This is a genomic window from Microbacterium endophyticum, from assembly GCF_011047135.1.
Classification (GTDB): Bacteria; Actinomycetota; Actinomycetes; order Actinomycetales; family Microbacteriaceae; genus Microbacterium; species Microbacterium endophyticum.
On sequence record NZ_CP049255.1, the window covers coordinates 1,328,139 to 1,339,871 of the forward strand.

11 protein-coding genes are annotated in these 11,733 nt (G+C 60.5%); 1 reads left to right on the plus strand and 10 read right to left on the minus strand.

The window, feature by feature from the left end; genetic code table 11:
• Positions 1–3: 3 nt before the first annotated feature.
• The 10 genes from G6N83_RS06185 to G6N83_RS06230 all read right to left on the minus strand — a co-directional run bounded on the left by G6N83_RS06185 (position 4) and on the right by G6N83_RS06230 (position 10,822).
• Positions 4–753: a potassium channel family protein gene (locus G6N83_RS06185; RefSeq protein WP_165140366.1), complete on the minus strand. Its 750-nt coding sequence runs from the start codon at positions 751–753 to the stop codon at positions 4–6.
• A gap of 40 nt (positions 754–793) precedes the next feature.
• Positions 794–1,234, minus strand: coding sequence for a heat shock protein transcriptional repressor HspR (locus G6N83_RS06190; RefSeq protein WP_165140368.1), 441 nt, complete (start codon positions 1,232–1,234; stop codon positions 794–796).
• Between the two features lie 41 nt (positions 1,235–1,275).
• Complete coding sequence (locus G6N83_RS06195) at positions 1,276–2,283, minus strand: DnaJ C-terminal domain-containing protein (RefSeq protein WP_165140370.1); 1,008 nt, start codon at positions 2,281–2,283, stop codon at positions 1,276–1,278.
• Positions 2,284–2,291: 8 nt separating this feature from the next.
• Positions 2,292–2,885: a nucleotide exchange factor GrpE gene (locus G6N83_RS06200; protein WP_165140372.1), complete on the minus strand. Its 594-nt coding sequence runs from the start codon at positions 2,883–2,885 to the stop codon at positions 2,292–2,294.
• A 9-nt stretch (positions 2,886–2,894) separates the two neighbouring features.
• The gene (gene dnaK, locus G6N83_RS06205) at positions 2,895–4,760 is read right to left on the minus strand and encodes a molecular chaperone DnaK (protein WP_165140374.1); all 1,866 of its coding nucleotides are present in this window, start codon (positions 4,758–4,760) and stop codon (positions 2,895–2,897) included.
• Positions 4,761–4,873: 113 nt separating this feature from the next.
• Entirely contained in the window at positions 4,874–6,664 is a 1,791-nt protein-coding gene (locus G6N83_RS06210) for a hypothetical protein (protein WP_165140376.1), read from the minus strand.
• Positions 6,665–6,871: 207 nt separating this feature from the next.
• Positions 6,872–7,621 (minus strand): sensor histidine kinase, encoded by a 750-nt coding sequence (locus tag G6N83_RS06215; RefSeq protein ID WP_165140378.1) that lies wholly within the window; start codon positions 7,619–7,621, stop codon positions 6,872–6,874.
• 21 nt (positions 7,622–7,642) lie between these two features.
• Positions 7,643–8,305: a response regulator gene (locus G6N83_RS06220; protein ID WP_165140380.1), complete on the minus strand. Its 663-nt coding sequence runs from the start codon at positions 8,303–8,305 to the stop codon at positions 7,643–7,645.
• Between the two features lie 80 nt (positions 8,306–8,385).
• On the minus strand, positions 8,386–10,167 hold the full coding sequence (locus G6N83_RS06225) for a sensor histidine kinase (protein ID WP_165140382.1): 1,782 nt from the start codon (positions 10,165–10,167) through the stop codon (positions 8,386–8,388).
• 25 nt (positions 10,168–10,192) lie between these two features.
• Entirely contained in the window at positions 10,193–10,822 is a 630-nt protein-coding gene (locus tag G6N83_RS06230) for a hypothetical protein (protein WP_165140384.1), read from the minus strand.
• A gap of 223 nt (positions 10,823–11,045) precedes the next feature.
• On the opposite strand from G6N83_RS06230, the gene G6N83_RS06235 reads away from it, so the two are divergent.
• Positions 11,046–11,654 (plus strand): M73 family metallopeptidase, encoded by a 609-nt coding sequence (locus G6N83_RS06235; protein WP_165140386.1) that lies wholly within the window; start codon positions 11,046–11,048, stop codon positions 11,652–11,654.
• The last annotated feature ends 79 nt before the right edge of the window (positions 11,655–11,733 follow it).

Genomic DNA, 11,733 nt, shown 5'->3' on the forward strand with positions numbered 1-11,733 from the left:
AGACTAGAGCGGACCGCCGACATTCGGGAGACCACGGCTCTCGCTCGGCCGAGGCAACCGGGCGTCGAGTTCGGCAGTGAGCCGCTCAACATCTGCGCGGGTCGCTGCGCGCTGCTCCTGGTGTCCACGGGTAACGCGGTCAATCACCCACGACGAGAAGGTTGCGGTGATGAGACCCACAAGCACAACACCGCCGAGCATGAGGCCGATGGCGATTGCGCGGCCTGGCACAGTGACCGGTACGAAGTCGCCGTAACCGACGGTTGTCACTGTGCAAAAAGCCCACCAAATCGCGTCGCCGAAGCTCCGGATGTTGCCCCCAGCCGCGTAGCGCTCAACCTCGAGCACTGAAAGCGCAGCAATCCAAATAAGCAGCAGCGCGGCTCCGATACCGTAGATCAGCATGCGCGCACGAAGATTCGCTCCGGCGCTTTCTTTTGCACCCTGCGGGCGAATGAAAACACTGAGCAGGCGCACCGGGCGCAGCATTGGCACGAGTACGGCAGCGAGGTCGAACAGATGCTTTCGGAACCATTCGCCCTTGGGGTGCGCAAGGCTCAGTCGCACGACGTAGTCAACGACGAACGCAACCCAGGTCGCAAAAATGACCGTCGAAGCGATGATGCGCGCAGTGCCCGTGTACTCGAGCGTGACCTGCGCCGTATAGACGACGAGAAAGACGAGGGCTGCGGCGGTCAGCGGCCACCGGGTGAGGGTCTCCCACCGTTGCATCGCTTTTTCGTTACGCGACATGAGTGGAACTCCCCGGCTGTTGGCGCTGCTACGTCTATTCTTAGCGCTCGAGCTCGCCACCGCGCGGACGCCACACCACGATCTCAGTGGCACGGCGCATGCGTGTTCCATGCCGGAGGCGCACAACAGATCCGGTGGCCCCGGCCGCGAACACGCGCGCACCGGGCCGATTCTCGAGTTCACTCGCGACGCGCTGTTCGAGCTCTCTCACCTGACGGTCGAGATTTCGCACTCGATCTTCAAGTTCGAGGATGCGGGCGATAGCCGGGAGGCTCATGCCTTCGGCAGAAAGCCTCCCGACCTCACGCAACTGCGCGATATGGCGTACCGAATATCGACGCGAGCCGCCTTTGGTGCGCGCGGGAACGACGAGACCGATGCGGTCGTATTGACGGAGCGTTTGCGGGTGCATGTTCGCAAGCTCTGCCGCCGTAGCGATGGCGAAGATAGGTGCGTCTTCATCAATCGTGTCTTCCGACATTCACTATCGCCTCCCGTCATCCCTCGTCAGCTGTGGTGGAGCTAGCCGCGCGCTTTCGACATGAGGTCGGCGCGCGGGTTTTCGTGTGGTTCTAGTTCTTGGAACTTCTCCAGTGCCGCCCGGGCGGCATCATCGAGATGCGCTGGTACTGCCACCTGCACCTCCGCGAGGAGGTCACCGGTGCCCTTCGTCGTTTGGATGCCCCGACCCTTGACCCGAAGCACTCGCGCCGACGGGGTTCCGGGAGCGACCCGCAACTTGACGGGATCACCACCGAGTGTGGGCACCTCAATCGTGGCACCCAGCGCTGCCTCTGTGAAGGTCACCGGCACCACAACGCGAAGGTTGAGACCTTCGCGCGTGAAGACTGGATGCTGTCGCACCGATACCTGCACGACGACGTCGCCGCTCTCACCACCGTCTGGAGAGGGACGTCCCCGTCCGCGCAGTCGAATCTTCTGCCCATCCGAGACACCGGCGGGAATCTTCACTTTGAACGGTTTGCCGTCTTCCGACTGCAAACTGATCGTTTCGCCCTTGGCCGCGGTGATGAAGTCCAGAGTCGTCCGTGCGGTGACGTCTGCACCCCTTGTGGGGCCGCCGTAGCCGCGGAATCCGCCACTCGTCTGGCCGAAGGATCCTGAACCGAACCGCGATGACCCACCCTGATCGAACATCGTGAAGAAGTCGCCGAAGTCCTCTTGCGAGAACCCGGCAGCTCCCCCGCCTCGGCTGCCACGCGCGCCGCCGAATCCGCTGAACACGTCATCGAATCCGCCGCCGTTCGTACCTCCGGCGCTGAAACGAGCACCGGAGCCCATCGCGCGAATTTGGTCGTACTCTTCGCGTTGGGTGGGATCGTTCAGCACTGAATAGGCTTCACTGATCTCTTTGAACTTCGCCTCAGCCTTGCTATCGCCCTGATTCGAGTCGGGGTGGTACTTACGGGCGAGCTTGCGGTAGGTCTTCTTCAGATCGGCAGCGCTGACGTCTTTTGAGACGCCGAGCATCGCGTAGAAGTCCTTGTCGAACCAGTCCTGACTGGCCACAGCGTCTCCTATTCCGCCGGAACGGCGACGACGACCTTTGCCGGACGCAGTTCCACAGTGCCCAGGCGGTATCCGACCTCGACGACTTCGAGAACTGTCGTCTCTGTCGCGCCGGGTGTCGGCTGCTGAAAGATCGCCTCGTGCTGCTGCGGGTCGAAGACGTCGCCGGCAGCACCGTAGGTTTCGAGACCCATGCGCTCAGCGACGCCGCGAAGCTTGTCAGCGATAGCAGCGAATGGCGTACCCTCGACGAGATCGCCGTGCTTCGCGGCACGGTCGAGGTCATCGAGTACGGGCAGCAGGCCTTTGGCCACTGATCCCTTCGCTCGCTCGATCTCCACCTCGCGCTGGTCTTCGGTGCGGCGACGGTAGTTGGCGTACTCGGCCTGAACTCGCTTGAGGTCAGTTAAGAGGTCGGGCTCGTCGGCGACAGCTTCTGCACCTTCGGCGGCAGCCTCTGCGCTTTGAGCAGCACCCAGAATGTCGTCGACCGTCAGCTCGTCCTGCGACTCGGGGTCGGAAGCCTGTGCTTCCGACCCCTCATCGCTCGGCCGAACCTCGTCGTCGCCTTCGGGCGTTTCGTCGAAGTTCTTTTTTGCCATGGTTCTGTCTTATTTCTTTTCGTCGTCTTCGTCGATGACCTCGGCGTCGACAACATCCTCATCGGATGCCGTCTCACCGCTGTCTGCGGACTGCTCATCAGCGCTCGGGGCAGCCTGCTCTGACTGGCTCGATGCATAGATTGCTTCGCCGAGCTTCTGCTGGCTGGCGTTGAGCTTGTCGAACGCTGTCTTCACAGCGTCGTCGTCGTCTCCGGCGAGAGCTGCCTTGAGTGCGTCAACGTCGCCCTGAACCTCGGTCTTGACCTCTTCGGGCAGCTTGTCAGCGTTGTCGCTGATGAGCTTCTCGATCGAGTAAGAGAGGGTCTCGGCCTGGTTTCGGACCTCGGCGAGTTCGCGACGCTTCTTGTCTTCCGCAGCGTTCTCTTCCGCTTCGCGCACCATGCGCTCGATGTCTTCCTTGGGGAGCGACGAGCCACCCGTGATCGTCATCGACTGCTCGGTACCGGTGCCCTTGTCCTTCGCGGACACGTGCACGATGCCGTTGGCATCGATGTCGAAGGTCACCTCAACCTGCGGAATCCCGCGGGGGGCCGGGGCGATTCCGGTGAGTTCGAAGGTTCCTAGCGGCTTGTTGTCGCGAGTGAACTCACGCTCACCCTGGAAGACCTGGATGGCAACAGACGGCTGGTTGTCGTCAGCGGTCGTGAAGGTTTCGCTGCGCTTGGTGGGGATCGCAGTGTTCCGCTCGATGAGCTTGGTCATGATGCCACCCTTGGTCTCGATACCGAGGCTCAGGGGTGTCACGTCGATCAGCAGAACGTCTTTGCGCTCGCCCTTCAGCACGCCAGCCTGGAGAGCGGCGCCGACGGCGACGACCTCATCAGGGTTGACGCCCTTGTTGGCTTCTTTTCCAGCTTCCTGCTTCACCAGTTCGGCGACGGCGGGCATACGGGTCGATCCACCGACGAGGACGACGTGGTCGATGTCCGAGACCTTGATGCCAGCTTCACGGATGACGTCAGCAAAAGGCTTCTTAGTGCGGTCGAGCAGGTCCTTGGTGAGGTCCTCGAACTTGGCGCGCGTGAGGGTCTCAGAGAGCGAAACCGGACCGCTGTCCGTGAGCGAAAGGTAGGGAAGGTTGATGCTGGTCGAGCTCGAGCTCGAGAGTTCCTTCTTGGCCTGCTCAGCAGCTTCCTTGAGGCGCTGCAGCGCGATCTTGTCGCCCGAAACATCCACACCCGAGGTGGCCTTGAACTGCTTGATCAGGTAGTCAACGACGCGCTGGTCCCAGTCGTCGCCACCGAGGCGGTTGTCTCCGGCGGTGGAGCGCACCTGGATGGTGGAGAAGTCGTCGTCCTTACCCACTTCGAGCAGCGAGACGTCGAACGTACCGCCACCGAGGTCGAAGACGAGGATGAGTTCGTCTTCTTTACCTTTGTCGAGGCCGTAGGCAAGAGCCGCGGCGGTGGGCTCGTTGATGATGCGCAGAACGTTGAGTCCCGCGATCTCGCCGGCCTCTTTCGTGGCCTGGCGCTCGGCGTCGTTGAAGTACGCGGGGACGGTGATGACGGCATCCGTCACGGTGTCACCAAGGTACTGCTCGGCGTCGTGCTTGAGCTTCTGAAGGATGCGGGCCGAAACTTCCTGCGGGGTGTAACCCTTGTCATCGATCGGCTGCGTCTTCCAGTCCGTGCCCATGTGGCGCTTGACGGAAGAGATGGTGCGGTCGACGTTCGTGACGGCCTGGCGCTTAGCGGTTTCACCGACGAGCACCTCGCCATCCTTGGTGAATGCGACAACAGACGGGGTTGTGCGGAAACCTTCGGCATTCGCGATGACCTTGGGCTCGCCGCCCTCGAGGACGCTGACGACCGAGTTGGTTGTACCGAGGTCGATTCCGACAGCACGTGGCATGTGATTCTCCTTTACGGGGGCCGCGCCCAGCGTGGCCGATGGTGATGAAGTTTGCTCACGAATCAACAGGTTGAGCCGTGATGACTCAAGGCTACTCACCCACGCTGGTCGTGTCAAATGAAGTTGATATCAGTCGACTCAACTTTGCGATCGCTGCGTTTGACTGTCGCCCAAAAGTGCGCACCCGTGGTCGAGGGAGCGAGTGCCCACGCTCCACCTCTTGCCTCAAGCACCCTGAGCAAAAGACCAGCTTCGTTCACTGGATTCAAATCACGAATAGCGGAGTCGGACTGGCAATCAACTCGAAAAAACTTGTCAGTCTTCGAAAAGGAGAGCACTGCCCAAGAGGCGTCGCCGTGCCGCGAAGTGTTCGTCACGGTATCGATCGCAAGATCGGCGACGAGTGCGCCCTCGTCGCTCTCATCCAAAGCGGCCTCAACATCATCCGCGAGGTAGAAGGTGATGTCCACCAACCCTCTCCATTGATCAACGAGCAGGGAAGCCACCGCTCGAATGCCGCGTTGCGGAAGGTCGCGGGTGAAGGTTTCCAATTCCCTCGCCGACGAAGTGAGCACTCGTTCTAGTTCTTCGAGCAGCGTGTCAACGTTCATGCTATTTCCCGGCTGTATCGCCATCTCTAGCGTCAGCACGGCGCTATTGAGGCGACCCTGCACCGGGCCATGCAAAAGCATCGCAGCCCGCGCTCGAAGGTCGTTCGCTCGCCGCCGTGACTGTTCCGCATACACGTCCACCAAATGCGAAAGTTCGCGCTCGTGCTCGCGCATGCTGCCGAGTTCCGCCGTCACCGCAGAAGCAACCACGACCAAAAGCGCATTACCGAACACCAAAGGTACCCCGGTGATGAGGTGTCGGAATGCTTCGCCCGGTGAACCCGTCAACTGCGAACTCAGCACTGCGACGACACTAATGGCGGCAAAGAATATTCCCGCGAAGACACTCAGCCATCGAGCCGCCGTGCGAAGCGTTCGTGACAACGAGTCTTCTGCACGCTTGAGCACGAGCAGTACCCCCGCCCACGAGATCATTGCGGCGAGCGCAAAGAGTGCCAGATACGGGCCACCAAGGGTAAATAGACCGACGAGCGTTGCCGCCGCGGTGAGGCCTGCAACAGCCAACGGCGCTGTCGCGGGCTGCGTTAACGCTCGCTTCGCCACAGCGCGAACAAACGATCGCGTCGTGGCCGGACGAATAGCAAGTCCACCAGGAAGCATGACCTGGTGACTAATCGACCTCACAAGTTTCGTAGAAACGTCTCGGATACCGCGCGACAGCTGCGCAAGCCGTCGACGCGTCGGGTGCATCTTCGCCGCCCTCACACGGAGAGGCAACCGCTCGAGTGCGGGCAGCACTTCACTCGCCAAGGTTTCGAGCATCGCAGCATCTTCGATGCGTTCGCGCGCCGACGGATCTCGAGCTGAATGCTCCAATCGCGCGCGGTGTTCCGAAATCCGAGCGATCAGCGACATCGCTTCGTTGAAAGCTCGAAACGCGACAGCGACAGCGGGGATCCACACGCATACGGCGAGAATCGAGCCGGGCAACCTGAGCCACACATCAATCTCACTCGCGGGGCCAACAAAGATCAGCATGCGCGGCACAGCAATGCCTATGCCCGCAAAAACCCATGAACCTATGGCGGCGTATATGGGCATAGTGCGACGACGAAACCACCCGAATACCCACAAGCAGAGGATGAGCGCGCCGATTCCGGCAGTTGCAGACGCAAGACCCGCAACAAGGGCTTCCCACACATCGACGCCTGGCCTGACCCCAACAAGAAGACCAAAAACGACTACAAGAGGGGTGAAGACCCAGATCATGCCGCGCTGAAAGGCGTAAGGACCAGTCACCGTGTCCCGTACGTATTCACCGCTGCGCCGCATGCAAGTTCCTCTCCTTGCAGAGCCCGCTGCTGAGAAGCAGAAATCTCCCTCGGAGGCAGCTAACGAGATGATATCGATGTTCACGGCACTGCATGAGCCGCCCTTAGACCTTTGAGAAGAAGATAGAAGCTTCAGTGCTCGTTCCCAGTGCGCTCCTCATCTTGACGAGTCCGCACCGAACCAACACCGTGTCCGGGTGAATAGTTACTAGATAGCGGGGAGAAGCAGAGTCACTTCTGTTCCGAACGCGGCCGAAGACGCTAGATCGATTTCTCCGCCGTGCGCCTCAACTATTTGACGTGCTCGCGCAAGGCCAATGCCAAAACCCGCACGCCCTTGAGAAATAGCTGATGGCGCGCGATAAAAGAGATCGAAGGCACGATCTTGCTCGTCATCAGTCATACCTGTGCCGTGATCTGTAATCGTGATCGCCGCGCGATCATTCCACCACGCGCACCCTACGACGACCTCGCCTCCCTCCGCACTGAACGTCACCGCGTTTTCAATCAAGTGGCGCAGGGCAGTTTCCAAGAGTCGTTTATCAACCATCGCGACAGGCCCCGCGATGATGTCGGCGGTAATATTCACGCGTCCACCTGAAAAGTGGTCTCGCGCCTCCGTTACGGCGCGCAGAACCAGCGCACCGAGGTCTAACGGGCGAGCATCAAGCTTTGTGAGATCGTCCGCGACCGCAGCCATCTCTCGGAGAGTCGAGAGTACCCGTTCCAGCTGAGCTTCCATCACGTCAACGCGCGCGATACTGGCGGGGGACCCACTCGCGAGTTCTTCGCGGAGCAGATCGAGGTGGCCGAGTATCGGAGTGAGTGGATTTCTCAATTCATGCGAGACGGCTCGGGCGTAATCGCTACCGCTCTGTCCGACCGTGATGGTGCGCTCACCATGCTCCGGCCGTAATGCCTTGCCCGCGATTCCGCGTGTGGACGAGAGGCCATCCATTCGATGAACTTCTTCGCTTCGCTAGGCGGCGTCGGGCCCGGTGACGACCCGACCCTGTTGCCACATCAGAACGGCCGCAATACGAGGATCGACATCGGCGCTGCCGGCAACACCGAGGCTTTCGTAAAGCCGGTGCACAAGCTTCTCAGCTGCGCGCATGCTCGTTCCACGAGCCTGCGCGATCTTCGACACTGAGAAGCCGCGTGCAAGCATGCCGAGAACTTCGGCCTGCGTCATGGTCACACGAGCGCGCTCGGGGGCGTCCGTGGCTGCCGGGCGGAGGCGCAGGTGTTCATGTTCTTCGATCGCCAAATCAACCGAGCGAAGCAAAGCACGCGGGCTGCCGAGCTCGCTCTTCACGAGATAAATAACAGACTCAGGAAGCTTTCCCGCTCTACCCCCAACGAGAGCGGGTGATGCGTGAGTTGAAAGCACGACCATTCCCACCCATGGTTGTCGCTCATGCAAACGGCGGAGAAGATCGATGCCTGTCGGCCCGTCTCCGAAGCTCAGGTCGCTGACGACGACGTGATAGTCCTTTTCCGCTATGCGTGCCAGTGCACCGGAGACAGTGGCGGCCTCGTCTACCTCGTGCCCGGCGCCGGCGAGCACTTCACGTACGAGTCCACGAGTGAATTGATCGTCTTCAGCAATCAACACTTTTTTTGCACTGTGATCAGCCATAGCACGCTCCTTCAAGATGTGATCTGATCATGCACTGGGGACGGCACGAAAGAAAGCTCTCGTTTACGCTCATGTAACCCTCAGCGAACATTGGTATTCAGTCGATTCTCGGAGCGAGTTCGTGGCGACTGTGTCATCGGTACGCGCGCCATCGATCTCGCCCCTCGTCCGATGCCGACGCCCGCGACGGTCCACGTGCCACCCCGCTCGGCGAGCACGCCGGCGACGACGCCGCTGCACGCACGTTCCGCTTCAGACCCGTCTCCGTCGTCGGTGCAAACGACAATCACATCACTCTCCACGATGTCGACGACGAGTTCAGCGTTGTCGGCGTTGGCGTGGCGGGACGCGTTCGTTACCATATCCGTGAGCAAGTGGGCGATGACTTCGCGAGTCGACTCGTCAGACCTTTCATCGACACCGGGGCACACAGCGCTCGAGACGCTGATGAGTCCTGTCCAATCTTCCCGAAGGCGCAGTACCGTCGCGGTTACAGAGTGAGGCTCTACTCGTGGCCCGAGACCACGCAGGTCGTCGCATGCTTGCTCGATCACCACGCCAACATCACGCAGCACTTCGTCCATATCCTTCGGCACACGCTTGGAACGCGCAAGGCGCAGGGTGTGACTCGCCGCCTGAAGACGGCCCTGTACCGGGCCATGAAGAAAGAGTGCGAGGCGGCGACGTGTGTCGTGAATTCCAAGAAGCTGAGGGCCTTCGAGGGCGTCGAGAACAGACTCAGCGACCGTCAACTCGATCGCCAGAGCGCGATTGCGCGTGTTCGTCACGCTAAGCAATGAAACAACTACCGCGCAGAGACTGCCGACGGGAAGGATAAACGCGAGGCGCAGCATCCCAGTACCGATTTCACCGAATCCAACGGTCAATAGAATCAAGACGATGAACACTGGAACCAACAAAAGCGAGCCCCACTGAACACCTGCCGCTAAGCGTTCACTCGTTCCTGCAGTTGCTGCCGCAGCGATACTGAAACATGAACACAAGAAAATGATCGCAATGATGTTCACGACGGAAGATTGAAAGTCGTCGGTTCGGGGATATTCGAACATCGTGGCTGAAAGCAAGAGGGCGGCTAGCCCCCAGGGGTAAGTGATGGGGCGCAAGATCGCATCACGCACAATCCCCCGAATAACAACGCTAGCTCGCGTAGAGGCTGTATATAGCCCGCCTGGACGAATAGCTCGTCGGCTCATCACTCGCACCACACGGCGTGAAACGTGCGAAATATCGGCGGCCAGCCTTCGCACTGCCCTCCGCGTAGGCCGCATTCTCACGATACGCAACTGCGCGCCTATCGCCACAAGACGCGGCAAAAGCTCTACGTCTACTGCCGCTGAGGCGCGCGCCCATTCCATCCGCTCCCATGCCACCGAATCTTCCCCCGCCTCGTCAATGCGGGTTCTCATTTCGGTGATCTCCGAGCGCATTCGCACCGCCTCAGCGACCAGATGCGCTGCAACCGAGATGGTCGGTATCCACACGACGGTCGCGATGGTCGAGGAGGCGAAGCGCCAGAACAGCTCCGGTTCCGCGCCAACAGCAACAGCACTCAATACCCGCGCGGTTCCAAGACCGATGCCTGCACTGAGCCAGTACCCTGCGGTTGCAATCAACGACCGAGGCTTCACTATCGCGAGATAGATAAGAGCGCAGCCCAAAGCGACGAGTATCGAAAAAGTCGCCGCGAGCACGCCGCTGAAAATACTCGTGCTCGCAGCCGACTCCAGGGTCGCAAGACAGAGCACGCTAGGCGGAATGAAGAGAACAGCGTAGGACCAGTGGAAAGAAAGCGGCCCTACCGAGCCGCGTTGCAGCAAGGTCCAAGCCGTAGAAATACTCACGCCACTCACCGAGTCGCTATCAGGGTCACCCCTCGACGGCGACGTTCTCGGCGGTGAAAGTGATAGAGGCGTTCTCATACTCGTCGCCGGCACTGTCGGAGGCGAAGAAGCGAAGCATGAATGTGGCTTGGTCGCCCGCCGCGAGATCTACTCCCGAGAGATCGACCACCGGCGGGTCGGCGAAGAAGTCCTGCAGTGAAACACTCTTCCAGGCTGAGTCGATTGAGTCGTAGTACGCAACGGACACGGGGCCACTATCGAGAACAGTCGCATCGTCGGAGGAAAGCACCGTCGGTGCACTCATCCTCACAACCCAGTCCACCGCGTTGGAGCCGAGGTTTCGAACACCGAGCTCCACCTCGGCGGCTCCTCCGGCATCGCCGTCGACAGTCGCCGCTTCGACGCTCATGATTGGTAGGCCAGCCACCTTGACGACCGATCCTGCCGGCTGACCATCGGCGATGAGCTCAGATGTCGCCGCAGCAATCGTGTTGCCTTCGATCTGCTGCTGCGCGGTAAACCAGGCGCCGGAAGCGACAATGCCAATGCCGATAAGCGTCACAGTAGCGACAATGATGGCTGCGATGAGCCCGACCTGTAGCTTTCGATTAGCACTGCGTGCATGCTGCTCTGTGTTGCCCTGATATTCACTCATGGTGATGCCTCATCTCCCCAACTGAAACCCCTGTCAGGAATGACACCACACGCTTTCAGCCGAGAAAAGCACCGACGAGCTTGATTGTTCGTAAAACGAACATTACGAGTGATCGCGGGTTGGCATCAAGGCATAACGCGCGGATGCTGGTGCGAAAGGTGCTGGTTTGCACGCATTTCCGCGTCGCGTCGCAGGCCTTCCGGAGAAGAGTCAGGACACAGTGATGAGCAAGTCAACCGCCTCGACGGAACAGCGCATAGTCGTGGCCGCAACAGTATCCGCTCTCGCTGTCAGCGCCATCGCCGCCGGAGTTCTACTCACGGGAGCATGGTTTAGTTCCACGGCATCAGCTGAGGTGACCGCGCCCGGCGGCACACTCGCGCTGGGCGCATTTGGCGACAACGCGGAAGGCATCGTTGAGGTCGTAAACGTGAAGCCGCTCAGCGAAGCGCAGGCGCTCGATCCTAATAACTCTTTCGGCGCAGCCGAAGGCCAGATCGTCATCGACAACACGGGCACGGTGGCGATGTCCTGGGACGCCGAGATCAGCGCAATCGAAAGCTCGCTCTACCTCTGGCCCGAGACACTCTACATAGCTGTGCAGGATGAGGGCACCGGAACATGGACCGCGCATGACGCCAGTGATCTGTTTGAGAACGAAGTGCCCCTTGAAGTGGGGTCAGGGGCAGAATTGGACGCGGAGACTACGTACACCCTTCCTATTCGGGTGTACCTGCGCGAAGGGTGGGAGCCACCATTCGCCGGCTGGAGTGAGGCCTGGGGGCCAACATTCACCGTTTCAGCACAAGCGCAGCAGGCTATAGCGCCCTAGCACCTCGACTCCGCAGAGTCTCGCCCACGCAGCAGCGGGGTGGGCTCTTTGTCGTCTACGCGCCCCACCCCCTCCCCGA